Below are 26,030 nucleotides of genomic sequence, written 5' to 3'. Positions count from 1 at the left end.
CGCGGCGGGAGAGACCCGATGAAGTACATGCTGCTCGTCTGCCGCGACGACACCGCTGATGCCTCCGGCATGGCCCCCGTCGAACCCTGGGCCGAGGTATTCGGAGACCGGGGCACCCGTCTGCACGGCCACCGCCTCGACCGCCCCGCCGAGGCTGTCACCGTGCGGGTGCGCAGCGGCGAGGTGCTGCGGACCGACGGGTCGTTCGCGGAGACGAAGGAGTACGTCGCCGGCCTCGACATCCTGGAGTGCGACAGCCTGGAGGAGGCGATCGAGGCGGCCCGGGAGCAGGACGTCGAGCGGGCGCTCGCCTGCTACGCGCCGGGCGCCGGGCTGTTCGTCCCGCGAACGGCCCGGCGCCCCGGACATCTGGCCCGGGGGCCTTCGCCTGGCTGACGGACGGCCGCCTGGCCCCGGAGGGCCCGATGTTGTGACGTGTGTCACGGAAGGTCTAGGGTGAAGTCGTCTGGAGGACTCCGCCGGTCGGCGAGCCGACCGGCGGCGCGCGACCGGGCCGGTCTCCGGGTGAGGGAAGTGATCCCGTTGTCCGTCGCCTGGGACGACATCGGCGGGCTCGTCGATGCACATGAGCGCTTCCTCTCCGGTGCGCTGGTCGACGCCGATGTCCGGGACTCGGTGCTCGACTCCTGGAAGCGATGCCGGTACGCCGGGCTGGAGCCGCACCGGCTGCTGATCCCGCATGCGCCGGACCTGGCACTGGACGACCAATTCCTGCTCGCGGCCGACCCGGTGCTGAAGGACCTGACCGCCTCACTCGCCGACGTGGGTATGACGATCGCGCTCTGCGACGCCCAGGGCCGCATGGTCCGGCGGCTCGGCGGCGACCGGCAGCTGCGCGAGCGCCTCGACGAGGTGCGGTTCGCCCCCGGATTCGACGCCTCCGAACCCGTCGCCGGCACCAATGGCGTCGGTACCGCCCTGGCCGAGCGCAGGCCGATCTACATCGTCGGCCGTGAGCACTTCGCCGACTGCATGCAGCCGTTCGCCTGTGCCGGTGCACCCGTCCGCCACCCCCTCAGCGGCCGGATCGAAGCCGTCCTCGACCTGACCTGCCTGCGCGACGACGGCGACCCCGCGATGCTGCGGTTGGTCCGCGAGGCCGCCCATGCCGTGGAGGCGCGGTTGCTGGAGCAGTCCACGGAACGGGAACGGGCCCTGCTCGCCGCGTACCGGCGGGCCGACCGCGACACGGGCGGATGGCCGTGGCAGCCCGAGTCCGCGGCGCCGGGCCGCGGGAACGCCCACAGTGGCGGCGACCTGGGCCGGATCGACCTGGCCGTGCTGCGGGAGAAGGCCGAGGAGCTTCTCGCCTCGCCGCGGCGTACGTTCGACGAAGTTCTCCTTTCCGGCGGTCGGATCGCCACCCTGTTGAGTCGCCCGGTCATCGGCGCGGCGGGCGAGACCGGCGTGGCCATCGAGGCCCGTGTCTTCGGCGGCCCCCGGCTGCACCATGTCGTACCGGCCGTGGCAGCGGCGCCGGTCGCCGTACCGGCCGTGACCATGCCGCCCAGGCCGGTACCACCGTCCACCGCGACCGGGCCGCAGCCGGCGGCGCCGGCCGGAACCGACGGGGGCGACGGCGAGGCCGGCGCCCGCGACTGGCTGCTGCTCGTGGGCGAGCCCGGTGTCGGCCGACTGGCCGTGCTGGCCCGCAGGCGCCTGGAGCTGCTGCACGACGCCGGCGTCCGGATCGGCACCACCCTGGACGTCACCCGCACCGCCGAGGAACTGGCGGAGGTGAGCGTCCCCCGGTTCGCCGACTTCACCGCCGTCGACCTGCCCGATCCGGTGCTGCACGGCGACGAGCCGGGCCCGCTCGGCGCGGGCTCCCCGCTGCGCAGGGTCGCGCTGGGCACCGTTCATGAGGGCTCCTACCTGTACGGCGTCGGCGATCTGGTCCAGTACGTGCCGTCCACGCCGCAGGCCCGCAGCCTGGAGAGCACGCGGTCCGTGCTCGAACCCGTGCTGATCGAGGCCGGCGGCTGGCTCGCTCAGGAACCGGCACGGCTCGAACGGGTGCTCGCCGCCGGTATCCATTCCCTGATCACGGTGCCCCTGCGGGCCCGAGGCACGACCCTCGGCGTGGTGAGCTTCTACCGCTCCCGCAAGCCCGCCCCCTTCGAGGACGACGACCTGTCGCTGGCCCAGGAGCTGGCCGGGCGCGCGGCGATCTGCGTCGACAACGCCCGGCGCTACACGCGTGAGCACGACACCGCCCTCGCCCTGCAGCGCAGCCTGCTGCCGCGGGGCCGGTCCGAGCAGAACGCCGTCGAGGTGGCCTACCGCTATCTGCCCGCGCAGGCCGGCGTGGGCGGCGACTGGTTCGACGTCATCCCGCTGTCCGGCGCCCGGGTGGCGCTGGTCGTCGGCGACGTGGTGGGCCACGGTCTGCACGCCGCCGCCACCATGGGCCGACTGCGCACCGCCGTGCACAACTTCTGCTCCCTGGACCTGCCGCCCGAAGACCTCCTGACCCACCTCGACGACCTGGTCGGACGGCTCGACCGAGGCGAGGGCTGGGCGGTGGAGAACACCCAGACGGACTCCGGAATCGTCGGAGCCACCTGCCTGTACGCCGTCTACGACCCGGTGTCCCGACACTGCACCCTCACCCGGGCCGGGCACCCCCTGCCCGCGGTCGTCGCACCCGACGGAACGGTGGACTTCGTCGATCTGCCCTCGGGGCCGCCGCTCGGCCTCGGTGGGATGCCCTTCGAGACCGTCGAACTGGAGCTGGCCGAGGGCAGCCAACTGGTCCTCTACACCGACGGACTGATCGAGGACCGGCACCGGGACATCGACTCCGGCCTGGACAAGCTCCGCACCGTCCTGGCCTGCGCCGACCGGGAACCGGAGGACACCTGCGAGGCGGTTCTCGACGCACTGCTGCCGACCCGGCCGAGCGACGACGTGGCCCTGCTCGTGGCCCGTACGCACACGCTGGGACCCGAACGGGTCGCGCAGTGGGACCTGCCCAGTGACCCGGCGGTCGTCTCCCGGTCCCGAGCGGCGGTCATCGGTCAGCTGGCCGCCTGGGGCCTGGACGAACTCGCCTTCACCACCGAGCTGATCGCCAGCGAGCTGGTCACCAACGCCATCCGGCACGCGACCGGCCCGCTCCAGCTGCGGCTGCTCCGCGACCGTGCGCTGATCTGCGAGGTGTCCGACGGCAGCAGCACCTCGCCCCGGCTGCGCCGCGCCAGGAGCGAGGACGAGGGCGGCCGCGGCCTCTTCCTCGTCGCCCAGCTCACCGAGCGCTGGGGGACCCGCTACACACCCGACGGCAAGATCATCTGGACCGAGCAGCCACTCCCGTGACCGCCGCGCGGGTCGTCACGGCGCGTCGAGCGCGTTCGTGATCGCCTTCACCCCGCCGTGCGCCGCGTAACCGCCGTCGACCGTGATCTCCGCGCCGTTGACGTACGACGCCTCGTCGGAGAGGAGGTAGACGACCAGCGGCGCCACCTCGTCGACCGTGCCCGCGCGGCCCTGCGGGGTCATCGCCAGATGTGCCTCGACGAACACCGGGGCGGCGGTGGCCATCAGGGGGGTCTCGATGTAGCCGGGGTGGATGACGTTCGTACGGATGCCTCGGGGCGCCAGCTCCAGGGAGGCCACCTTCGACAGGCCCCGCAACGCCCACTTGCTCGCCGTGTAGGCGACGGCGTGGTGGGCGGTGAGGCCGGCGACCGAGCCGACGTTCACGATCGAGGCCCCGGAGGACATGAGCGGGGAGAGGGCCTGGATACCCAGCATCGGGCCGGTGGTGTTCACGGCGAACGCCCGGTTCCAGTCGGAGAGTTCGACCGAGCCGAGGCGGGCGCGCACGGGGATTCCGGCGTTGTTCACGAGCCCGTGCACTTCGGAGAGCGACGACGCCAGCTTCGCCCAGCCCTCCGGGGACGACACGTCCAGGTGCTGGAAGCGCACGTCCAGGCCGTTGGCGCGCAGGGACGCGGCCAGCTTCTCGCCCGGCTCGTCGAGGACGTCCGTCGCGACGACGGCGGCGCCCTCGCGGGCCGCGGCCGCCGCCTCGGCGGCCCCCTGGCCCTGCGCGGCTCCGGTGATGACGACGGTGCGACCGGTCAGGCGGGTGCGGCTCACGGCTTCCTCCATGGGGGCGTGGGTTCGCTCCCCACGCTAGGAAGCCGGGGCCAGCTCCGGAAACGCGCGTTCCTCATGGGTGGCATCCACGCCGGTGATCTCCAGGGGCGCGGGTTCGTCCAGCGACGCGCCCACCTTCCGCACGGTCTCGCGCAGCCATCGGTGCGCCGGGTCGGCGTGCCGGTTGTGGTGCCAGTACATGGCCTCCACCAGGGGTACGTCGGGGAACGGCGCCGGCACGGTCACACAGCGGGCGAAGCCCTCGTACCGCCGGGCGAGCCGCTCCGGCACCAGCGCCACCAGGTCGGTGCCGCCCACCAGGAACGGCAGCACACTGAAGCCGGGCGCGCTGACCTGTACCTTCGGCGCGATGCCGAGGGTTTCCAGCTGGCGGTCGGCCGGTGTGAGGCTCTTGCCGAAGGCCGAGGCGGCGTGCGGGAGTTCGGCCAGGTCGCGCAGCGTGAGCCGGCCGTCGACCAGACGCGGATTGTCGGGGTCGGCGATGCACACGAACCGGTCGTGCATCACGGCCTCGCTGATCCCGGGCAGCCGGTAGCCGAGCGGCACCACCATCAGGTCGTGGCAGCGCAGATGTGTCTCGCTCTCGGGCTGCCCGTGCACGAGCGGATGGAAGTCGATGCGGACGCCGGGCGCCTCGCGCGCGATGATCCGCAGCAGCGGCTCCACGAAGACGGTCATCACGTAGTCCGACATCACGACGGAGAAGCGTTGCCGGCTGCGCCGCGGGTCGAAGCTCCGCGTCAGCGACATCGCCTCCTCGGCCTTGTACAGCGAGGCCTGAACGACCGGCAGCAGCCGTTCCGCGAGCGGGGTGAGCTCGTACTCGCGGCCCACCCGCACCAGCAGCTCGTCGTTGAAGTGCCGCCGCAGCCGGGCCAGTGAGCCGCTCATCGCGGACTGGCTGGTGGAGAGCCGGACACCGGCGTGCGTGACGTTCTTCTCCTCCAGAAGTGCTTCCAGCGCCACCAGAAGATTGAGATCGATCGCTCCGAGACCCATGGGTGTCCCCTTCCGGCCACGTCGTTGAAGCATCGGTGAAACGGGAGCGTAACGACGTGTTCTCCGTCGAGGAAGCCCCGTAAGGAAACTCTCAGGAAGAACCGATGGCAGCCATCGGACCAGCGAATATAGGCATGCCGAAGGGCCCGCGCGGCCACAGCTCCCGCACGGGCCCCGCACAGCCGGACGTGCTACGGGCGCGGTGTCCGCCCCCGTTTGCGGGCACGGGGCAGGTAGACGTCGGTGCGCCCGGGCACGACGCGGTTGGTGAGGCTGCCGAGGCGCTCCACGGTGAGTGTCACCTCGTCGCCGGGCTTGAGCGGCGGGGGCGTGCGTGCGCCGACGCGGCCCCAGAACTCGGCGAGCGCGCCCCAGCCGCAGGTGCCCGAGCCGAGGATGTCGCCGGGGCGCACCCAGGCGTCGCGGGCGGCGTACGCGGTCATCTCCTCGAAGGTCCAGGAGACGTTGGCGAGGGTGTCGCGTCCGATCAGCTCGCCGTTGAGGGTGACGGTCATCTCCAGGTCGAGGAAGCCGTCCGGATCGCGCCGGTCCGCCACCTCGTCCGCGGTGACCAGGTAGGGGCCGAGGGTGTTGGCGAAGTCCTTGCCCTTGGCGAAGCCGAGGCCGAGGTTCTTCTCCGGTTTCTGCAGATCACGTGCGGACCAGTCGTTGAAGACGAGGTAGCCGACGATGTGCTCACGGGCCTGCTCGGGTGTGAGGTCCCGGCCCGAACGGCCGATGACCGCGCCCACCTCCAGCTCGAAGTCGAGGACCGAGCAGCCCGCCGGAATGGGCACGTCGTCGTGCGCGCCGTACGCCGCGTGCGGATTGGTGAAGTAGAAGTTCGGCGCCCGGTACCACTCCTCGGGCACCTGCTCCAGACCGTCCAGGGACTTGGCGACGCCCTCGATGTGTGCCTCGAAGCCGACGAAGTCCCGGATTGACGGGGGCTTCAGCGGGGGCAGCAGCCGCACCTGATCAACCGTCAAGTCGCTGTCGGCGGTGAGCGCTTCGGCGCCGGCGTCGTGCAGTGACTGCTGCTCGATGAGGGAGAGGACGGTGGTGCCCGGCCGCAGCGGATGGATGATTCCGTCCCGGACGACGCCGGCGCGCTCCACGCCCTCGTACGCGTATGTCGTGAACCGCATGCCTCACTGCTCCCAGTGGTTGGTGTTGGTGACGGTGCCGGCGCTCAGATGGCCCGCGAACAGGCCCTTGGGGTCACGCATGGCACGAATCCCCTGGAGCCGCTTCCACTGCGCGTCGCCCATGAACTTCAGCTGTCGCACCGTGAAGTCGGAGTCCCCGAGGTACTGGCCCGCGGTGACCGGCTCCATCGCCGCCATCGCCTCGTCGAGCCAGCCGCGCAGCTCGGCGTCCCGCTCGGGCTCGTCGTGGATGACATACGTCGCGCAGTAGATCTCGGACTGCAACGAGAAGGCCATGTCGGGGAGTTCGCGCAGCGGCGCCATCGAGAACCAGATCGTGAAGGTCTGCCGGGTGGGCTGTTCGGTGAATGCCTTGCGGATCGCGGGGACGACCTCGTGGGCGGGCCCGGTCAGCCAGGCGTTGTCGACCAGGTAGCGGTGGCCTTCGGGGTTGGCGACCCGCTGGCCCTGGATCTGCTCGGCCAGTGTCGTCGGCTGCGCCTCCACCCGGAACAGCGCCCGGTCCGCGTACGGGTTGGCGTGCAGCGGAGCCAGCGCCGCGGCGGCCTGCTCGGGCGTGTCGGTCATCGACACGCCCGTGACCAGCAGCACCGGTCCGTCGAGGTCGGGTGGGGTCTGTGTCAGGGCGACGATCTCCACCAGGTCGCAGACCGTGTGGTGCATGCCGTGCAGCCAGGTCATGACCTCGTCGAAGAGGTCGAGCGGATACGCGTGCACGGTGTGCGCCAGATGCTTCGGCAGCGGGCGGGTGCGCAGGTGGAAACGGGTGACGACCCCGAAGAAGCCCGGACCGGCGCCCCGTGCCGCCCAGAACAGGTCGCGGTGGTGCGTCTCGTCGGCGCGCACCAGCTCGCCCTCGGCGGTGACGACATCGATCGCGACGATGTTCTCGGCCGCCCAGCCCCAGCCGCGCGCGTTCCAGCCCTGCCCGCCCTGGAGCAGGAAACCGCCGATGCCCACGGAGGGGCAGTGCCCGCCGTTGAAGAACCGCCCGAACTTGCCCAGATACGGGTTGAGTTCGTCGCCGCCCCGCACACTGGTGGTGGCCGTCACGATCCCGGTCGTCTCGTCGTACGACAGCTCGTGGAACCCCCCGAGGTCGATCAGCAGCGCCTCGTTGCGCACCGACCAGGCGGCCCAGCTGTGCCCTCCGGAGCGCACGGCGACCTGCCAGCCGCGCTCGATCGCGAGCCGCACCCCTTCGACGACGTCCTGCTCACAGACCGCCTTCAGGACCGCCACGGGTGAACGGTCCGAGGGACGGCGGGCGTTGAAGACCCGCCCGAAGCAGGCCTCCTCGAAGTCGTCGTCGCCGGGGAGGTGGAGGGTGCCGGAGAACCGGTTGTCGTGCATGCGCTGCTCACTCACTTGATCGCGATCGGGTTGACGGGGGCGCCCACCGCGCCGGTCACCGGCAAGGGCGCCGCGACCAGCAGGAACTCGTGGACGCCGTCCGCCGCGCAGTCCTCTGCCAGCTCCTCCAGGTCCCACATCTCACCCAGCGGAAGACCCATGTTGGGGATCGCGATCTGGTGCAACGGGGACATGGCGGGCTCGGCGAACTCGTACGGGCGTACCTCAAGTCCCCAGGTATCGGAGGCGATGGCGGCGATCTCCGTCCGGTGCAGCCAGCCGAGCGTGGTGAAGGACAGCCCGGGCGCGTCCCCGGCGGCGTAACCGCCCCACGCGCCGAGCCGGCGCACCCGGCCGAGCTGTCCGGTACGGACGAGCACCAGGTCGCCGCGCCGTACGGACGAGGTGGCGCCCTGCGCGTCGATCGTGGCGCGCAGGTGTTCCTCCAGGATCGGGAATCCGTCCGGGAGTTCGCCGTGTTCGTCGCCGACCGCCCGGCCCACGTCGAGCAGGACACCGCGTCCGGTGAACGCGTCCTTCATGTGCTCGATACCGGTGACCGAGTCGCCGTCGCCGTTGACGATGGTGCACGGACGGCCGTTCCACGCCTGCTTGTTGTCGTAGATGTGGCCGAGGCCGTCCCATTGCGTGGAGGCCTGGAGCGGCATCACGACATGGTCGTCGGCGCCGCCGAAGCCGTGCGGGAAACCCTGCGTCCCGGCGGCCGCGTCCGAGCCGGTGTCCTTCATGTAGTGGACGGGGTTGATCCGGCCGCGGAAGCCGCGCTGCGGGCCGTTCTCGTTGAACTCCTGGGCCAGGGAGAAGGACCGGCCACGGCGGACGAGGCCCACCGCGTGCGCCCGGATGGCGTCGTCGATGTGGTTGAGCGTGCCCAGCACGTCGTCCTCGCCCCAGCGGCCCCAGTTGCGGTAGGCGGAACGGGCCTTGGCGAGCTCTTCCTCGATGGGGCCGAGATTCATCGGGGGCATCGGAGGCGTCCTTTCAGCAGCAGGTCGAGGGCGTTGCCCCCGGCGACGGCGGCACGGCCGGCCGGGGTGAGCCCGGCGGCGTCCAGGCGGGCCACCGGATCGGCGACGCCCATGTCGAAGGGGAAGTCGGTGCCGAGGACGACCCGGTCCGCGCCGACCTCCTCGACCAGATGGCGCAGGGCGCGCGGAGTGTAGACGAGCGCGTCGAACCACATCCGGCGCAGATACGCGCTCGGCGGCTCGGCGCAGCCGCGCGCGTCCTCGCGCGTGCGCCAGGCGTGGTCGGAGCGGCCGATGTACGTCGGCAGATAGCCGCCCCCGTGCGCGGCGACCAGCTTGAGGCGCGGGAAGCGGTCCAGGACGCCGGTGAAGACGAGATGCGAGAGCGCGACCGTCGTCTCGACGGGCTGGCCGACCGTGTTGCCGAGATAGTGGGTGGCCAGCCGCTCCCCGAGGGAACAGCCCCACGGGTGCACGAAAACGACCGCGCCCAGCTCCTCGGCCTTCTGCCACACCGGCTCGTGCGCGGGGTCGGCCAACTCCCGGCCGTCCACGGTGGTGGACACACTGACACCGTACAGGCCGTACTCGGTGACCGCCCTGTCCAGCAGCGCGACCGCCAGGTCGGGATGCTGGAGCGGAACCGTACCCAGTCCGTACAGTCGCTCGGGCGCCATGGCGCAGTGCGCGGCCACGGCCTCGTTGACGGTGCGGGCCAGGCGTACGGCGAGGTCCGCGTCGGCCCAGTAGTGGTGCATCGGCATCGGGCCGACCACCTGGATGTCGACGCCCATCGCGTCGAGGTCCGCGAGCCGGGCCGTGACCTCCGTCAACTTGGGCGCCAGTCTCAGCAACTGGGCGCGGTTGACCGCCAGTGACACGGGGGAGTGGGCCCGCTGTTCGGCGGCCAGTTCGGCGGCGAGACCGGGCGCCCGGGCGCACAGGGCGTCGGCGGCGGGGACGGCGAGGTGACCGTGGAAGTCGACGACAGGCGTGTTCACGCTGCCGCCGTCAGGTAGTCGAGCGTCTCCGACATGATCCGGCCGGGGTCGGCGCCGGGCGCTCCCGGGTGGATCTCCCACTCGGCGAGGCGCAGCGAGTTCTCCAGCACGATCCGCACCCGGGGCAGCCGGCGCGCCATGAACGTGTCGAGCGCCCGGTCGAGCGGCTCCGCGCCGGTGACCAGCTCGGCGAGCACCACCGCGTCCTCCGCGCACATCGCCGCGCCCTGCGCGATCAGCGGGGGGCAGGCGTGCGCCGCGTCACCGATGATCACCGTACGACCGCGGTGCCAGGGCTCGTCGACCAGGATCGCCTCGATCCACCGGTAGTCGACCACGGTGTCGTCGGGCAACGAGGCGAGGATCCCGCCCCAGGTGCCGCCGTATCCGGCGCCGCGCTCGCGCAGCAGTGACAGCGGAACGCGCGGGCCGATCAGGGAGGCGTCCAGGTTCTCGTCGAGGAGGTACGCGTAGCACTGATCGGGCGAGATAGGGCTGTACCCGGCCTTGTAGCGGGGGCCGCCGTAGTACACCTCGGCGCAGTCCATCTCGGCGGGGCGCGGCGCGACCACCCGGAAGATCGACATACCGACCGGGCGGGGCACCGTGCTGATGCCGATCATCGAGCGCACCTTGGAATGGATGCCGTCCGCGCCCACGACCAGGTCGTAGCGCCCCGTGGAACCGTCGGTGAACGTGACGTCCACGTGGTCGCAGGACTCGTCGAGCTTCTCGACGCTCAGTCCGAGACGGACGCGGACTCCGTGCGCGTACACCGCGTCGCACAGCGCGTCCTGGAGGTCCGCGCGCAGTGCGCCCGCCGTCGACGGCAGGTCGGCGCCGCCGGTGTGCGGCGTGGGCAGCTCGGCGATCAGCTCTCCGTCGGCCCGGCGCAGCCGCATCAGGTCGAAGGGGACGGCCCGGGCGAGCACCCGGTCCAGCACGCCCACGGAGCGCAGCGCCTTCAGGGCGTTGCCCTGGATGGTGATGCCGTGGCCCACACCGAACCACTGGGGTGATATCTCGGCGAGCTCGACCTCGGCGCCCCGCTGGGCGAGCGCGAGGGACAGCACGCTTCCGGTGATGCCGCCACCGACGACGAGCACCTTTTGTACGGGCATGGGCGATCCTTGCGAACGTAGAAGCGTACGAAGAAAGAAGAGTGGTGCGGTCAGCCGGGGAAGCGGTCGCCGAGTTCGTGGTAGTGCTCGACCGCCGGCGGCCGCGCGAAGAACGGGCCGACCAGGGCCCGCCAGCGCTGGAAGCGCTCCGACTCGCGGAACCCCACCGTGTGGGCCTCGACCGACTCCCAGCCGACCAGCAGCAGAAACGTTCCCGGCCGTTCCTCGCAGCGCAGCAGTTCGGTCCAGCGGAAGCCGTCGGCCTCGGCGAGCACCTCGCGCGCCTTCTCGAAGGCGGCTTCGAAGTCGCCCTCACGACCGGTCTCGACGGTCAGCTCGGCATGCTCGACGATCACATCTGCTCCTCGGCGTGGTGGATGCTCCGAGCCTGCTCGGGCGGTGGATGCAGGGTCAACGGATCGAGGCATCGGCAACGGGCACGTCATCCATCCCGTACGACGATGGGCCGCTGATCACCGGGCTTCCGGCCCTGTGATGGCAGGCATCGCGGATGGCCATTTCCGCCGCGCCCCGGGGCTGCCTAGCGTCGATGGCAAGCCACCCGTCCTCACGAGGAGAGCATCCGTGCCCGACCGACTTCCCCTCCATTCCGGACCGTTCGCCCTGGGCACCTTCGAGTCCGAGGGCGTCTTCCCGGGCCTGGTCGTCGGGCCGCGGGTGCGCGACCTGTCCGACCTGGCGCCGTCCGTGCGTGCCCTGGTCGAGGACTGGGACGCCCTCTTCCCGCGCCTGCTGGACCTGTCCCAGGAAGCGTCCTCGGCCTGGCACGCCCTCGCCGACCTGCGCGTCCTCGCCCCCATCGAGCCCGGCCAGATCCTGCAGAGCGGCGCCAACTACCGCAAGCACGTGGTGGATCTGGTGGCCGCGGAGAAGGAGAGCGTGCACGGCGCGACACCCGAGGAGGCGCGGACGGACGCCGAGAAGATGATGGACGAGCGGATCCGCAGCGGGGTCTCGTACGTCTTCCTCGGCTCGCCGCGCGCGATCTGCGGCCCGTACGACGACATCGTGCTGCCCGCGCACGGCGAGCAGCACGACTGGGAGCTCGAACTCGCCCTCGTCATCGGCAGGCCGGGCAGGAACATCCCCGAGGCGGACGCGATGGAGTACGTCGCCGCGTACACCATCTGCAACGACCTCACCACCCGCGACCGGCTCTACCGTCCCGACCTGAAGGCGATCGGCACCGACTGGTTCACCGCCAAGAACGCCGACACCTTCCTGCCGACCGGGCCCTTCCTCGTACCGGCAGCCTTCGTCGGCGATCCCTCGGACGTCCGGATCACCCTGCGGCACAACGGAGTCGTACGCCAGGACGAGTCCACCAAGGACATGATCTTCGACATTCCCCGGCTCATCGCCTACGTCTCCTCCACCACCACGCTGCGCCCCGGCGACCTGCTGCTCACCGGCTCCCCGGCGGGCAACGGCGCGCACTGGGGGGTCTTCCTCCAGCCCGGGGACGTCATGGAGTCGGAGATCACCGGCCTCGGCCACCAGCGCAACACCGTCAGGAGCGGACAGTGACCACCTTCCAGCCCATCACCCATCTGCGCCATGTCGACCTGGCGGTACCGGACTTCGCGACGCAGCGCGCCTTCTACGGCACCACCTGGGGTTTGACCGAGGTCGCGAACGACAGCGGCATCGCGTTCTTCGCCGCCGAGGGCAGCCCCGAGCAGTACGTCGTCCGTATCCGCAAGGACGAGCGGAAGCGGATGGACCTGGTCGCCTTCGGCGCACTCTCCCCGGCCGCCGTGGACGAGTTGGCCGTACGACTCGGCCGGGCCGGGATCCGACTCATCGGTGAGCCCAAGGTGTTGGACACCCCGGGGGGCGGCTACGGCCTGCGCTTCTTCGACCCGGACGGCCGTGTAGTGGAGGTGTCCGCGGACGTCGAGACCCGCACCCATCGCAGGATCGAGGAGCGCGAGGCGATCCCGGTCCGGCTCTCGCACTGTGTGGTCAACTCCCAGGACCCGGAGGGTCTCAGGGACTTCTACATCGAGCATCTCGGCTTCCGGCTCACGGACACGCTGTACTCGACGCACATGGGTGACCTCATGTACTTCCTGCGGTGCAGCCCGCTCCACCACTCCTTCGCCATCGCCCGCGGCCCCCATGTCTCCCTGCACCACGCCTCGTTCGAGATGCGCGGAGTCGAGGAGTACATGCGCGGCACCGGGCGGGCGCTGCGTGCCGGGACCCGGCTCACCTGGGGGCCGGGCCGGCATCTCGCGGGCGACAACACCTTCTCGTACTTCCACGACCCGCACGGCAACACCGTCGAGTACACGACCGAACTCGCCGTCCTGGAAGAGGACGTGTGGCACCCGGGCCGCCACGACGTGGACGACCCGGTCACCCAGGACCAGTGGGGAACCGCCGACCCGATGAGCGAGTCGGTCGCCAAGGAGCAGTTCAACGACCCGGACGTGCTGTTCGTCGCACCCCCCGTGTAGTCCCCGATCACCCGCAGAAAGGCCGCAGTTGTGGCAAGGATCCTGAAGAACGCCGTTCCCCGGGCAGAGGTCACCGCCTCGCTCGACCAGGTGCGCGAAACCGTGACGGGTGTCATCGCGGACATCCGCGAGCGCGGCGACGACGCCGTACGGGCGTACTCCGAGAAGTTCGACAAGTGGAGCCCCGACTCCTTCCGGCTGTCCGAGGAGGAGATCGACAAGATCGTCGCCTCGGTTCCGCGGCAGGTCATCGACGACATCCGCTTCGTCCAGGACCAGGTGCGCTCCTTCGCCCGCCACCAACTCGACTCCATGGGCGAGTTCGAGGTGGAGACCCTGCCGGGCGTGCGGCTCGGCCAGAAGCACATCCCGGTGCAGGCGGCCGGCGCGTACATCCCCGGCGGCCGCTATCCGCTGACCGCCTCCGCGCACATGACCATCGTCACCGCGAAGGTCGCGGGAGTGCCGCGCGTCGTCGCCTGTACGCCGCCCATCCACGGCGAGATACCGGCGGCCACCGTCGCCGCCGCGCACCTCGCGGGCGCGGACGAGATCTGGCTGCTCGGCGGGGTGCAGGCCGTCGCCGCGATGGCCGTCGGCACCGACACCATGCGGCCCGTGAACCTGATCGCCGGGCCCGGCAACGCGTATGTCGCCGAGGCCAAGCGGCAGCTGTTCGGCGAGATCGGCATCGACCTGTTCGCGGGCCCCACCGAGATCCTGGTCCTCGCGGACGCCGCCGCCGACCCCTTCGTCTGCGCCGTCGACCTGCTCTCCCAGGCCGAGCACGGACCCGACTCCCCGGCCGTCCTCATCACCACCTCACGCGAGGTCGCCGAGAAGACGATCGCCGAGGTCGAGCGCATCCTGCCGGGCCTGCCCACCCGCGACTTCGCCGGGCCCGCCTGGCGCGACCACGGCCAGGTGCATGTCGTGGACTCGCTCGACGAGATGTACGCACTCGCTGACGAGTTCGCCTTCGAACACGTGGAGGTGCTGACCGCCGAGCCGCGGCGGGCGCTCGAGAAGATGACCCAGTACGGAGCCCTGTTCCTCGGCGAGGGCACCTGTGTGTCGTTCGGCGACAAGGTCATCGGCACCAACCACGTGCTGCCCACCCGTGGTGCCGCGCGCTACACGGGCGGCCTGTGGGTGGGGAAGTACCTCAAGACGGTCACGTACCAGGAGGTCACCGACACCGCGTCGCAGGCACTGCTCGGTCGGCTGTGCGGGCGGGCCTCCCGCGTCGAGCTGTTCGAGGGGCACGCCCGCTCCGGTGACGTACGGGCGGCGAAGGCCGCGGGCGACGAGCTGCCGTGGAACGGCGTATGACCCTGCACGGGCGCATGGCGCTGATCACCGGCGGCGGCGGACCCCTGGGGCGGGCCTTCGCGCTCGCCCTGGCGGAAGCCGGGGCCCGGGTGATCCTCGTCGGCCGGAACCACGGAGCCCTCGCGGACGCCGCGGCGCGGGTGACGAAGGAGGGCGGTGCGGCCCGTACGGCGGTGTGCGATGTATCCGACCCGGAGGCGGTGCGCGCCCTGGCCGCCGAACTCGCCGACGAGGACGTGTCGTTGCTCGTCAACAACGCCGGAGTCGCCGGCCCGGTACGGCCTCTCACGGACATCGAGCCCGACGAGTGGGACGACGTGTTCGCCGCCAACGTCCGCGGGGTGTACCTGATGTGCCGGGCCTTCCTGCCGCCGATGATCGCGGCCCGGCGCGGTGACATCGTCAACATCGCCTCCGTCAGCGGGAAACGGCCGCTGCTGAACCGGACCCCGTACACCGCATCCAAGATGGCGCTCCTCGGTCTGACCCGGACCCTGGCGGGCGAGGTCGGCCCGCACGGCGTCGCGGTCAACTCCCTTTCCCCCGGCCCGGTCCGGGGCCCGCGCATGGACCGCAACTTCCGGCTGACCGCCGAGCTCACCGGCACGAGTGTCGAGGCCGCCGAACGGGACTTCGCCTCGCGCGCCGCCCTGGGCCGGCTCGTGGAGGAGGACGAGGTCGCCAAAACTCTGGTGGCGATGCTCGCGATGCCGGGCCTGTGCGGGGCGGACATCGACCTGTCGGCGGGGATGATCGCACCGGCGTGACACGCCGACGCGAGCGGCGGGGACGGGCGGCTCGGGCTGTCCACCCCGCCGTTCCGCATGCCCCGACCACCAGCTGTGGCCACTCTGTGTGACCACTGTGGAGCGGGCTGCGTGATCCGAGCCATCGGGCTCCGGTATGCGTATGCGCGGTGCCTATTGCCCTGTGTACGGGGCTGATTCACTCCCTCGTGCGCACCTCCGGTGCCTCCGATCGAGCCGTCTCCCCCATGGTGTCGACGGTTGGTCGGTCACGCTGCGCGACCGCGCACTTTTCCCTGGGAAGGCACTCAAGGGCGACTTCCACAACGGCATGCGCAACGGCAAGAACATGGTCCTCACCTTCGAGGAGTCGACCGTGCGGGGCGTCCTCTCGGCCTCGAAGGCCCAGCACGGCGTCAGCACGATCGACTCCTCCAACTTCTACGAGCTGGGCCAGGTCACCAACACCGTCCAGGCCGCGGTGAACAACGGCGTGATCGTCCAGCTGAACAGCGGCTCGGCCTGGACGGTGACCGGCACCTCGCACCTGACCAGGCTGACCGTCGCCGCCGACGCGGCCGTGAAGGCACCGAGCGGCAAGTCCGTGACCATGACGGTCGACGGCACGGCGACGGCCATCGAGGCGGGCGGCACGTACTCCGGCGCGATCGTCCTGACGATCGGCTGAGCCGCGGATCGGCCGCCACGCGTTCGCGTGGCGGCCCCGACCGGGCGTCCTGGGCATCGGGTTGTACGGAGATCGCTAGTGGAGGACGCACGGGTTCGTGGCAGACGTCGTTCGAGGGTGAAGCCGCAAGTCAGCAGTTCAAGGCGCTCCGGCAGGAACGCGTGATCTTCCGCGACCCCACCCGAGGACTGGTCGTCTCCGGCATCGAGACCGTGCCGCCCTCGATCCCCTCGGACCAGCTGGTCGGCCTGCTCGGGCACGCGCGGAACGTCTTCGAACGGTTCGTGATCGTCCTGGTCTGCGTGCACGCACTCAACGGCACCGACTTGCGCGGACTTCTCCTTGCGGACCTGGACCTGCCCCGGGAAAGACTCGTGGTGCGACGGCCAGGCCGGCGGCACGTCATCTACCTGGATGAGCTCACCTATCAGTTCGCTTCGGAATGGGCCAAGGAGCGACACCGACGGTGGCCAGCCACACGCAACCCGCACCTGTTGATCAACCGATGGACCGCGGCTGACGCCCGGCCAACCGTCAGCTGGGACACGATCGGCAAGGTCTTCAAGGGAACCGGACTGTCGATGCAGACTCTGCGGCAGGACCGCATCCTCCACGAGGCCTTCGAGACGGAAGACCCCATTCGCCTGATCCGGCTGTTCGGTATCAACGACACGACCGCGATGCGCTACATCAAGGCGGCCCACCCGGAGCGGACCGCGCACCTTCCCCGCTGAGCTCGGCGAACTGTGCCACAGAGCCTCGTCGGCGGCACACGCCGTGACTGCTCGGCGTCACTGTGACTGGTTCGGCTTGTACGGAAGATCGCCGCCGGTCCACAGGCGCCGGGCGAACCAGGCGACATTCAGGGTCGCGGCTGCCGTCATGAGCCCGAAGAGGATGGCGACGGCGAGGCTGCTTCCGTGGAACAGGTGGGGAAACCAGTAACGGACGAAGCCATTGGCCAGGCACCAGCCTCCCAGCACCAGCGACCCGAACACGAGGGCCCCGAGGAGGGGGACCGCTCTGCGGGGCGGCGGCGCGCCGCGGAATGAACGGGCCGGGCGCAGCAGGGCGGCCGTCTCGATCTGAATGAGGGTGACGCCCGTGGTGATCCAGATCCCGAGGCGCCCGAGAAAGGGAAGCGCGTTAAGGGGCATTGGCGCGCTGCGGTCCGGGCGCAGTCGGGCGGCCGTCGCGATGAGGGCAACGCCCGCGGTCGTCCAGACGGGGCCGCGCTCCCCGCCACCGAGGTGGGCCATCAGACCGACGGCGAGCCAGGTCAATGCCAGGCTCACTGGGTAGTAGAGCGCCGCGATCAGGATTCGGTGCACCACGTACCCGGCGATGTCAGCGATGTCGCTGGTGGGTGGACGGGCGGGGGTGGGCTGGGGGTCTCTCCTGAACGTGCGCAGGTCGTGGATCTGTGCCCAGATGTGTTCGGGCAGAGCCGGGTCGAGTTCGCGTGCCGCCGGGGCTGCGGCCATCAGGTAGGACGTCATCGGGCTGGGGCCTCGGTCCGATGGGGCGATACCCCCTTCTCCTACGGCGGCGACAGCGCCCTGGGCGATCAGGCTGACCGGGTCGTTGCCGGATCGTGCGAGGCTCGCCAGCAGCTCCGGCCGTTCCCCGCGCAGCCGGTGGGCGTGCCGGGCGGCATCCCCCAGGACGTCCTGGGCAACGGCGCTGGGCGGCAGCGCCAGCCCGAGCTCGATCAGCACAGCGACGCTGTCCGCGTTCGGTCGCCGCTCTTCGACCAGCTCCCGAAGTGCCTGGACGTGCAGGGGGCTGAGGCCGGGGGCGGCCCAGGCGCAGGCGGCCAGCAGCTCGTTCAGGGCTTCGGAGGTCTCAGTCGCCAGATCCGGTGACCGGATCAGTGCGAGCGCGGTGTCCACAGCCCTCGGAGGGCCGATGCGGATCAACGCGGTGCACCCGCGGAACCGGGCCGCCGGGCTCTCCTCGCGTTCCAGCAGCTCGGCCGCATGGAGGGTGGCGGCGACATCACCGAGATCTTCCAGAATCCCCGTCACAACGAACAGGTGGTGGATCCTGTCCTCGGACGCGTCGAGCGCGGTGAGCGCCGCTCGGGACAGCAGGATGCGCGCCTCGTCCGGCAGGCTCAGCGGACGACGGTCGAGGGGCGGTGCGCCTTCGAGGTCGGCCAGATCGCCGACGGCGTCCGCAAGCGCGAGGATCATCAGCTCGGGGTCGCCGAGGGCTGACATGGCGCGCAATATCCGGTCCAGGACCGTCATTTGTCCCAGTCCCACGGTCGGCCGGATCATCGCCGCGTACAGCGGCATGACCTGCTTGGGCGGGTTGAGGTAGCCGTCGAGCCTTCCGGTGGTCTTCAGGGCGCGGCGCAGCGCGCGCCGCCCGGCCCGTGGCGAGCCCGTCACGCGGTGGGTGTCGGCGAGTGCGGTCCATGTCTGGACGGCCCCTGCGGCGTTGAAGGAGCCCTGGAGCCTTTCGGGGTACTTCTGTGCCTCGCGTAGCGCGCGACGTCTGGCCCGTGGCGAGCCCATCGTGCGGCGCAGGTCGCGGGTGTTGGCGAGCGCGGTCCAGTACCGAGCGGCACCGCCCGCGGCGCGGAAGACGGCGTCCACAGCACGGACGCGGTCGCGGCCGATGGTCCCGGCAAGATCCTGGGCTGCCGCGGTGTCCCCGGTCCTGGCCAACTGGTAGGCCAACAGAGCCTTGGCAGAGTCGTACTGGCGGCCAGCGGGGGCCCGGGCGGCGATCAGACGCAGCCCGGTGCTGTCCCCGGCGGACGCGCGGGCGGGTGCGACCCGGCGGACGAGGTCGGAGAAGTCGAGCGTGCCGTCCAGGGCGGTGTCCAGTGCCCGCGCAAAGTCGAGCCGTGCCGTGTCGACGAGTGTGGTGATCATCTGTGAGGTGTCCTCCGGACCGGCTCGCATCTCCAGGGCCAGGTCCAGCAGCACCTCGACGACCCCGCCGTGGCCTTTGACCAGCCGGGCGGTCTGCGTGATCGCGGCCGTGAACCGCCGGTTCACGGCATCGGTGTCTCCCACGTGGTGGAGCGCGGTCGCGAGCCGGGCGGCGGCGTAGCACTGGGTGAGAAGGTTGCGCTCCTGCTCGTCCTGCATGATCGACGGATCGAGCGGCTCCTCCTGGTTCAGTGCGTCCAACCGGGTCGGGCCGAATCGCGTGCGGGCGAGTTGCCGCTGTTCCTCGGTGGAAAGCCAGTACAACTGCCAGTCCGCCGCGGCGACGAGCCGCCCGGCGCGGTCGCCGTCCTCGGGCAGGACGAGCGCGCTGGCCCAGGCGAGAATCGCGGCTTCCTCCGCTTGCAGCCGGGGTCCCGACATCCTGCCCTTGGCCCGGGTGACGACGGAGAACTGGTCCGAGTTCCAGGTGGTCGGATCGTCGAAGTCCTGATCGCGCAGCATGGTGTCCAGGACCCGGTCCATGCCGCGGTGTCCACTGCCCAGCCCCGATGCCCTGTCGAGGGCGGCGCGGGCCCGCTCTGGTTCGCCGCCCTCGGCCGCGCCGACCGCCACCACGGCCAGCGCGATCAGCGCACGTCCGTATCTGGCGAACCGCGGGCGGTGCTCCCGCTCTCCGGAAAGGACCGGCAGGCGACTTGCGATCTGGTCGATCATCCGGTCGAGCCCGGAGCGGTCCCCGGCGGCGGCCATCGACCGAACCAGCGCACGCAGGGGTTCGATCAGCGGGTTGTTGTCGTCGTCGAGTTCGTGGTCGACGTGGTGAAGAGCCGTCAGGGCCGCGGTCAGGTGCCAGCGCGGATCAGGATCAGCCGCAGCCAGGTCGGTGTGCGCCTCGGTGACCAGCAGCCAGGACGACGCTCCCTCGGTCGCGGTGGCCGCCAGCCGTGTTCCGGCCTGTCCCACGAGGTCGTCGGCCGTGGTGCCCAACTCGGTGAGACCGCGGGCGGCTGCCGCGAGCAGCCGCCCGGCCCGGGCGTGATCGGTGAGCGCCGCGGCCAGCGACTCGGACTGCCGCCACAGCTCGGCGGCCTCCCCGGGCGCCGCGGCCACCCGGCCCCGGGCGATCGCCTGCAACGCCCGGGCCTGCTCGTACGGGGTGGTGATCATCGCGACGGACGCCAGTGCCGGGCTCATCCGCCCGTCCCGCGCGAGCGCCGTCAGGGACTCCGGCGGCAGCTCAGTGACTGTCGCGTTCAACGTGGCGGCCAGCACGGACAGGCGCAGGAACGCTGGAAGGTCCGCGACGTCCTCAGGCCAGTGCGTCAAAGCGAGCGTGACATCGCGGGCCAGCGACTGGTAGGCGTCCAGGCCGAGATGCTCGCGCTTGCGGTCCAGCCAGTCCGGCGCGATCAGCTTCCGCAGGCGGGCGACGTCACCGCCCGCGGAGAGGTGCTCGGCGAGATGCTCCAGCAGGTAATGGACCTGCTCGGAATGGGCCTGATCTGTCACGGCGTACCATCCCCGGGGAACAGCAGGCCGCGCATCAGGACATCGGCGATGCGACGGTTGGTGTCCGCCAGGTCGATCTCACCGATCTCGTCCTTCGCTTGGAGGAAGTCACGGAAGCTCGCGTGGTAGATGCGGTAGCGGCCGGCCTCCACGTGCACGAACTCCCGCCAGACGCGCAGCGCGTCCAGGACCCGACCGGTGGACAGCCCCGTCCAGGACGCCAGCAGCGCGGTGCTCACCGGCTCGCGCGCCGCGGCCAGGTGCACGATCACCGGCTGCCGGTAGGCGAACCAGAGCTCGGAGTCCGCACCGCGCATGAGACGCCAATGACTCTCGTAGTAGGCCTGCAGTCCCTGAGGCAGGTCACCGAGACCGTTCGCGCCGAGCCGCCCGTCCTCGATGGCGGGCAGGACATGGTGCAGATACATGAAGTTGCCCTCGGCCTTGCCGAGCAGGGTCTCCACGAACGCCGCGGCAGGAAGCCCCTGCGCGGCGAGCAGGGCACGCATCGCAGGACGGGCCGCGAAGATCTCCAGATACTCGGTGACGTCCGCCAGGTTGGCCGCCGACCGGGCGTCCAGGAGGAAGAACTCCCGGGACTCGACGTGCAACCGCAGGTCGGCGTGGTCGCGGGGCCGGGTCGACACCACGACGAATACGCCGTCGGGCAGGCGGGGCGGCAGGTAGAGCAGGTTCTGCCGCGGGTCCCCGATGTCCGACACCTCGTCCAGGGCGTCCACCGTCACCACGACTGGGCGCTGCCCGGTGCGCGCGGCGTCCGCCAGCAGGCCGGCGAGGAACACACCGTCCCGGGACGCCTCCGCCGGCAGGAACGACGGCCGGTTCAGACGGAACGCCGCGATGAGTTGGGCGCTGACGTTTTCCAGGAACTGTTCGGCGCGGTTCACACCGAGGGCCGCGACCACGAAGTGGTGCGGGTATCCGCGCTCGGCGACCAAGTGCGCGAGCAACGAGGTCTTGCCGACCCCCGGCTCGCCCTCGATGACGAAGTAGCCCGACGGTCGTGCGGCCATGAACCGGTCGACGGCGTCGAGCGCGAACCGACGGCCGACGAAGCCGGTGGTCTTGTCGAAGATCAGGTCGGTGAAGCTGATCAGCTTGTGCGCGAGCGGCGCGTAGGCCTCGCCGTGGAAGTGCTGGTAGATCGTGTTGTTGTCACCGATCGTCACGCCACGGGAGTCAGTGATCCGGTTCACGATCCCGATTATCCAGACCAACTCCCCATGATGCCCCGACTTTTGTCCACTTTCAGAAAGGAACGCTTTCAGGCGGATCGTGCTGCGACAATGGACGCGACGACACGGCCGACTCTGGCGGAGGCCCCTCATCGAACCGGTCACCCTGATCCTCAACGCGCTCGCCGCAGGAGCCGCAGGCGGTGTCACCGCAGCCGTCACCGATGCCTACATCGGCCTGAAGAACTTGCTGCTGCGGCGGTTCCGCGACGATCCCGACGCCACTGCCGCCCTGAATTCCCGGCAAGAGCCCGACCGCCTGCGCGAACTGCTCCAGAGCGTCGATGATCCGGAAATTCTGCGGGCCGCGACCGCCGTCCTGGAACTGACCGACCCGGAAGGCTCCAAGACGGGCAAGTACCAGGTCACCGTCAACGACAGCCGAGGCGTCACCATCGGCGACAAGAACCAGATCACCCAGCACTTCACCTGACCCTGCACCTTTGGCCAGCCACCTTCCAGCGGGATGCTGTGGGGTGGTGCTCTTCGTCTCGCTCGTAAGGCCCTCCGCGAGTGCTGCCGACAGATACTCCAGGCCGTCGGTCATCCCACTGTCTCGGAAGTCGTGGCGCTCCGCCGGTCGCTTGCACCGACTGTCAGTCGATCGGAGTCGCGCGGTGGGTGAACATCCCAGGACGCGGGCCGGAAGCCGCCCGCCACCGAGAGCACCCTCGACGGCTCAAAAGCCGGGGAACTCGTCCCGCAACACGCTGTAGAGCACGCCGTCCCGCCGGCGTCCGTCCCGGAACACGATGGCGTCGTCGCTCGATTCACTCACCCGGGCCACGGTAGTGCCCGGCGCGGCACGGCCCCGGACCGTGTGTCAGCGAACTACGGGTTTCCGGACTGCGGCGCACTCCGGTACGGATTGAGAGCCGCGGCCTTGTCGTCGTACGGGAGGCGGGACAGCTTGCCGACGAGGGTCCACATCCTGCGCTCGTCCGCGATATCCGCGGGCAGGACCAGCCCGAGGTTCTCGGCGAGGGGCTTGCGCCCCGTGTTGACCAGGGCGCGGACCGCCGCGGCCCATTCGTCGGTGGCGGACACGGCGCAGCGGTACCACACGGGGGTTAGGCAGCCGAGCACGACAGCGGTGGCGGTGAGCGTGGCGGGCCGGGCATCGGCCGAGACGAGGGCGGCCACCGCCGCACCGGCCACCGCCGCATGGCCGGCCAGGAGCGCGATGAAGAAGTCGACGCTCGCGCGGGCGAGATCGACCTGGCGGCGCAGTTGCTCCGGGGCGGTGCCGGTGAGCTCGTTCCACAGGATCTGGGTGTCGAGCCGGAAGCGGTCGTAGCCGTACTCCTCGAACCGGCGGATGGCGTTTCCGAGCCGGGTGGGCGCGATCTGCGCGTCGTCGACGGGGTAGCGGGCCAGCTTCTCGCGCAGCAGGGCTCGTTGGGCGGCCGTGCGGCTGAGGTCTGCGCGGGCGGCCTTGGCGATCCGAGGGTGCTGGGAGAGGCGTACGAGGTCGGCTCGAAGGTCCGCCGGGAGCAAGTCGCCGGTCTGCGCCCGGCGTTGCAACCGCAGCAGGGTCAGCCGGTCCTGGAGGTCCCACTTCTCCTGGCGGCGCTGGCCGCAGGCGTTGTCGTAGGCCCGGGCTGGCCAAAGCAGGTAGCCCTCCAGAATCCGGTAAAGGGGGTTCTGCAGGGCGTTGAGCATCAGCCCGAGCAGCACGGCTCCGGCGAGCAGGAGCAGGGTCGCGTTGACGCCGGTCGTGGGCCAGAGCCTCGCGAACAGCGCGGTGTGCCGGAGGCTCGGGGCCACCGCGAAGAACAAGACGGCCAAGTTGACGGCGGCCGGCAGAATCCATCCCACCAGCAGCGTCCAGGCTCCTGCGAGCACGCCTTTGGCAATGTCGCCCACGGATCACCACTCGTCGTCGTCGCCACCGATGTCGGGGCCGGGGGAGGTATGCAACTGGGGTGGTGGCGGGGGCGGAAGGGCAGCTGCGAGTCTGCCCACCGACGGCCGCGAGTTCCCCCCGCCGCCCTCTGTGGACACGCCTACGTCGTCCCAGGCCTTCAGCAGGACCTGGAGCTCCTCGCCCTGACCGTAGCGCTCCCTCGCAGCCCGGACAGTGAGGGCGGCGAAGCCGCCGAAGCCGGCCATCCCCGGCAGCTCGCCGCCGGTGAGGACGTCGTACCAGATCTGCCCGGCCCGCTCCCAGGCGTGGCCGCCGAGGGCCGTGGCGAAGAGGTAGAAGGCGTGGTTGGGAATGCCGGAGTTGATGTGCACGCCGCCGTTGTCGTACGCGGTGCGGACGTAGTCGTCCATCGTCGCGGGCTGCGGGTCCTTGCCGAGGACGTCGTCGTCGTAGGCCGTGCCCGGTGCCTTGAGCGAGCGCAGGGCCACACCGTTCACGCGCGGGGAGAGGATGCCCGCGCCCATGAGCCAGTCGGCCTCGGCGGCCGTCTGGCCGAGCGCGTACTGCTTGACGAGCGAGCCGAACACGTCCGACATCGACTCGTTGAGGGCGCCAGCCTGGCCGTAGTAGTCGAGCTGCGCGGTGTACTGCGTTACGCCATGGGTGAGTTCGTGGCCGATGGCGTCGATGGAGTTGGTGAGGTCGAGGAAGAACTCCCCGTCTCCGTCGCCGAACACCATCTGCTCGCCGTTCCAGAAGGCGTTGCAGTACCCCTCGTCGTAATGGACGGTGGCCGTGAGCGGGAGACCGTCGCCGTCGAGGGAGCGGCGGCCGTAAGCCTCGAAGAAGAGATCGAAGGCGGCACCGAGCCCTGAATAGGCGCGGTTCACCGCCGCGTCCTGGCCGAAGTCCTCGCTGCTCTCCGCGCGGACCTTGGTGCCGGGCAGGTGGATTCCGCGCCGAGCGTCGTAGACGGTCCGGTACGGCCGGTCGGCCTCGGCCCCGGCAGGCGGGGGGACGGCCGGGGCGCCGAGGAGGCTGGTCAGATCACGATGCGTGCGCTCGTAGGCGTCGCGCTCCAGGGTCCTGCGCGCCGGGTACGCGAGCGCCGGCTCCGCGTGCAGGGCCAGGCGTCTGAGGATGTGGGGCGGGATGAAGCCACAGAAGGTCCGGTCCGCTTCCATGCCCTCACACCCCCTCGGTCATGCGACAGACCGTAGCGTTCCAAGGGCGTTGCCGGGAAGCGAATGCCGTGTCCGCACTGGTGATCGCCCGCCGCTTGCGCGAGGCGGCGGGTGGGGATGCGTCAGACGTTCAGCCGGTAGAAGGTGGCGTCTGATTGTGCCAACGAGCTGTCAGCCGGCTCGATGTACAGCTTGAAGTTGCGATGCCGGATGAACCGGTCGGGATAGTTGGTCGAGCGGAAGGAGATGCCGGCCGGGTCGGCCAGACCGGCGATCATCTGGAAGGTGCTGTCCTGCCGCCACAGCGTGTCGTCGGGCCCGCCGGATGCGTGGAGCTTGATCTCGGAGTTCTGGTGGCGCAGGTACCGGTCGGGGAAGTTGACCGACTTCAGAGCGACCAAGTCGGGTCCGCGGTGGACGAGGGTGCACTTGAAGTCATCGGTCGGTTGCCCTGCCGGGCTTATCTCTCCGAGGGAATGGCGGTGGCGGATGTAGTGATCGGGAAAATTGTGCGACCTGAACTTCGATGGCGCCCCGGCCAGCGACGCGGACAACTTCCCGTACCGGCCGTCGCGTAGCTCGTACTCCCACAGCGGGTCGGCGACGATGCCCGTCAGGCCAAACATCAGGGCGATCCCGCCGACGGGGCCAGCTGTGAACGCAGCAGCCAGGGAGCCGGGCGTCGCCACGTCGCCGCCGGAGTTGGTGTGCCCGTAACGGACGGGGGCCAGGGAGAAATCGAGTTCGCCGTCGACGTTGAACGTGCTGCTGTCTGCGCCACCTCCCTCGTAGTCGCAGTCGGGGAGCACGTCCGACCGGTGGGTGGCGAACCTCGGGTGGGTCACGCCAACGAAGGGGTTGTCCCAGTACACGTACACCATGCCGAGACGACGCACTCCAAAGAAGACGTCGTACTTGACGTAGCCCTCGGTCCGGTCGCCATGCCAGCGCTCTCTGACTGCAAACCGCCGGAGCGGCTGGGCTCGATCGTGTTGGGTGGCAGCCATCCGCCGGGCGTCCACTCACCATGACACAGGTGATCGAACGTCTTGACCATCTTGTAGTAGCTGGTCTTGTTGTGAATGATCACACGGGCGGTACGGACAGGCATACGTCCCCCTGACATCGATATGTCCCGGACGGGACGATGACAGACACTGGCCTGCCGCGTCGAGAGCGCGGCCGATGCCTTCACTGTCAGTCGTGGACCGTGCCGGAGCAGCGGAGCGCAGAGAGACCCTGGGTGTACACCGTGCGGGCGGCAGTGCAGTCGCCGGGCAG

General features: G+C 70.5%; 22 protein-coding genes. 9 read left to right on the top strand and 13 right to left on the bottom strand.

The features are described 5' to 3' along the window. Nucleotides 1–18 precede the first annotated feature (18 nt). Nucleotides 19–396, top strand: coding sequence for a YciI family protein (locus ACX28W_RS35865; RefSeq protein WP_459004183.1), 378 nt, complete (start codon nt 19–21; stop codon nt 394–396). A 138-nt stretch (nt 397–534) separates the two neighbouring features. Next, nucleotides 535–3,339, top strand: coding sequence for a SpoIIE family protein phosphatase (locus ACX28W_RS35860; RefSeq protein ID WP_459004182.1), 2,805 nt, complete (start codon nt 535–537; stop codon nt 3,337–3,339). Between the two features lie 15 nt (nt 3,340–3,354). On the opposite strand, the gene ACX28W_RS35855 is transcribed toward ACX28W_RS35860, so the two are convergent. The 8 genes from ACX28W_RS35855 to ACX28W_RS35820 all read right to left on the bottom strand — a co-directional run bounded on the left by ACX28W_RS35855 (nt 3,355) and on the right by ACX28W_RS35820 (nt 11,134). After that, nucleotides 3,355–4,125, bottom strand: coding sequence for an SDR family oxidoreductase (locus tag ACX28W_RS35855; protein WP_459004181.1), 771 nt, complete (start codon nt 4,123–4,125; stop codon nt 3,355–3,357). A 36-nt stretch (nt 4,126–4,161) separates the two neighbouring features. Then, a complete protein-coding gene (locus tag ACX28W_RS35850; protein WP_459004180.1) occupies nt 4,162–5,145 on the bottom strand; it encodes a LysR family transcriptional regulator in 984 nt (327 codons plus the stop codon). A gap of 191 nt (nt 5,146–5,336) precedes the next feature. Further along, complete coding sequence (locus ACX28W_RS35845) at nt 5,337–6,293, bottom strand: fumarylacetoacetate hydrolase family protein (RefSeq protein ID WP_459004179.1); 957 nt, start codon at nt 6,291–6,293, stop codon at nt 5,337–5,339. Nucleotides 6,294–6,296: 3 nt separating this feature from the next. Next, a complete protein-coding gene (locus tag ACX28W_RS35840) occupies nt 6,297–7,667 on the bottom strand; it encodes an FAD-binding oxidoreductase (RefSeq protein WP_459004178.1) in 1,371 nt (456 codons plus the stop codon). Nucleotides 7,668–7,678: 11 nt separating this feature from the next. Then, complete coding sequence (locus ACX28W_RS35835) at nt 7,679–8,647, bottom strand: cyclase family protein (protein WP_459004192.1); 969 nt, start codon at nt 8,645–8,647, stop codon at nt 7,679–7,681. Further along, a complete protein-coding gene (locus ACX28W_RS35830) occupies nt 8,644–9,657 on the bottom strand; it encodes an amidohydrolase family protein (RefSeq protein WP_459004177.1) in 1,014 nt (337 codons plus the stop codon). Before ACX28W_RS35830 ends, ACX28W_RS35835 begins: the two co-directional genes overlap by 4 nt. Next, a complete protein-coding gene (locus ACX28W_RS35825; RefSeq protein WP_459004176.1) occupies nt 9,654–10,778 on the bottom strand; it encodes an FAD-dependent monooxygenase in 1,125 nt (374 codons plus the stop codon). The genes ACX28W_RS35830 and ACX28W_RS35825 overlap by 4 nt, the downstream gene beginning before the upstream one ends. 50 nt (nt 10,779–10,828) lie before the next feature. Continuing rightward, nucleotides 10,829–11,134 (bottom strand): antibiotic biosynthesis monooxygenase family protein, encoded by a 306-nt coding sequence (locus ACX28W_RS35820; RefSeq protein ID WP_459004175.1) that lies wholly within the window; start codon nt 11,132–11,134, stop codon nt 10,829–10,831. A 229-nt stretch (nt 11,135–11,363) separates the two neighbouring features. Here ACX28W_RS35820 and ACX28W_RS35815 point away from each other — a divergent pair, with 229 nt between their 5' ends. The 6 genes from ACX28W_RS35815 to ACX28W_RS35790 all read left to right on the top strand — a co-directional run bounded on the left by ACX28W_RS35815 (nt 11,364) and on the right by ACX28W_RS35790 (nt 16,761). Then, nucleotides 11,364–12,326 carry a fumarylacetoacetate hydrolase family protein gene (locus ACX28W_RS35815; RefSeq protein ID WP_459004174.1) on the top strand — a complete coding sequence of 321 codons (963 nt, stop codon included), beginning with the start codon at nt 11,364–11,366 and terminating at the stop codon, nt 12,324–12,326. Continuing rightward, nucleotides 12,323–13,261, top strand: a complete 939-nt coding sequence (locus ACX28W_RS35810; protein WP_459004173.1) for a VOC family protein — start codon at nt 12,323–12,325, stop codon at nt 13,259–13,261. Before ACX28W_RS35815 ends, ACX28W_RS35810 begins: the two co-directional genes overlap by 4 nt. Nucleotides 13,262–13,291: 30 nt before the next feature. Then, entirely contained in the window at nt 13,292–14,593 is a 1,302-nt protein-coding gene (gene hisD / locus ACX28W_RS35805) for a histidinol dehydrogenase (protein WP_459004172.1), read from the top strand. Then, nucleotides 14,590–15,360 carry an SDR family NAD(P)-dependent oxidoreductase gene (locus ACX28W_RS35800; RefSeq protein WP_459004171.1) on the top strand — a complete coding sequence of 257 codons (771 nt, stop codon included), beginning with the start codon at nt 14,590–14,592 and terminating at the stop codon, nt 15,358–15,360. The genes hisD and ACX28W_RS35800 overlap by 4 nt, the downstream gene beginning before the upstream one ends. Nucleotides 15,361–15,670: 310 nt before the next feature. After that, a complete protein-coding gene (locus ACX28W_RS35795; RefSeq protein ID WP_459004170.1) occupies nt 15,671–16,027 on the top strand; it encodes a hypothetical protein in 357 nt (118 codons plus the stop codon). Nucleotides 16,028–16,188: 161 nt separating this feature from the next. Continuing rightward, entirely contained in the window at nt 16,189–16,761 is a 573-nt protein-coding gene (locus tag ACX28W_RS35790) for a hypothetical protein (protein ID WP_459004169.1), read from the top strand. A 57-nt stretch (nt 16,762–16,818) separates the two neighbouring features. On the opposite strand, the gene ACX28W_RS35785 is transcribed toward ACX28W_RS35790, so the two are convergent. Both ACX28W_RS35785 and ACX28W_RS35780 read right to left on the bottom strand, forming a co-directional pair. Then, nucleotides 16,819–20,442 (bottom strand): hypothetical protein, encoded by a 3,624-nt coding sequence (locus ACX28W_RS35785; protein WP_459004168.1) that lies wholly within the window; start codon nt 20,440–20,442, stop codon nt 16,819–16,821. Beyond that, nucleotides 20,439–21,659 carry an AAA family ATPase gene (locus ACX28W_RS35780; RefSeq protein WP_459004167.1) on the bottom strand — a complete coding sequence of 407 codons (1,221 nt, stop codon included), beginning with the start codon at nt 21,657–21,659 and terminating at the stop codon, nt 20,439–20,441. Before ACX28W_RS35780 ends, ACX28W_RS35785 begins: the two co-directional genes overlap by 4 nt. A 79-nt stretch (nt 21,660–21,738) precedes the next feature. Here ACX28W_RS35780 and ACX28W_RS35775 point away from each other — a divergent pair, with 79 nt between their 5' ends. Then, nucleotides 21,739–22,131 (top strand): hypothetical protein, encoded by a 393-nt coding sequence (locus tag ACX28W_RS35775; RefSeq protein ID WP_459004166.1) that lies wholly within the window; start codon nt 21,739–21,741, stop codon nt 22,129–22,131. 398 nt (nt 22,132–22,529) lie between these two features. Here the strand turns inward: ACX28W_RS35775 and ACX28W_RS35770 are convergent, their stop codons facing one another. From ACX28W_RS35770 to ACX28W_RS35760, 3 genes are all read right to left on the bottom strand, one after another. Then, nucleotides 22,530–23,564, bottom strand: a complete 1,035-nt coding sequence (locus tag ACX28W_RS35770) for a hypothetical protein (protein WP_459004165.1) — start codon at nt 23,562–23,564, stop codon at nt 22,530–22,532. Between the two features lie 3 nt (nt 23,565–23,567). Next, on the bottom strand, nt 23,568–24,749 hold the full coding sequence (locus tag ACX28W_RS35765) for a M4 family metallopeptidase (protein ID WP_459004164.1): 1,182 nt from the start codon (nt 24,747–24,749) through the stop codon (nt 23,568–23,570). Nucleotides 24,750–24,871: 122 nt separating this feature from the next. Next, nucleotides 24,872–25,756, bottom strand: a complete 885-nt coding sequence (locus ACX28W_RS35760) for an AbfB domain-containing protein (RefSeq protein ID WP_459004163.1) — start codon at nt 25,754–25,756, stop codon at nt 24,872–24,874. Nucleotides 25,757–26,030 lie beyond the last annotated feature (274 nt).

Source organism: Streptomyces sp. SD15 (assembly GCF_054462255.1).
Note: the sequence above shows the minus strand (reverse complement) of the source record. Positions and strands in the feature narration are given on the sequence as shown.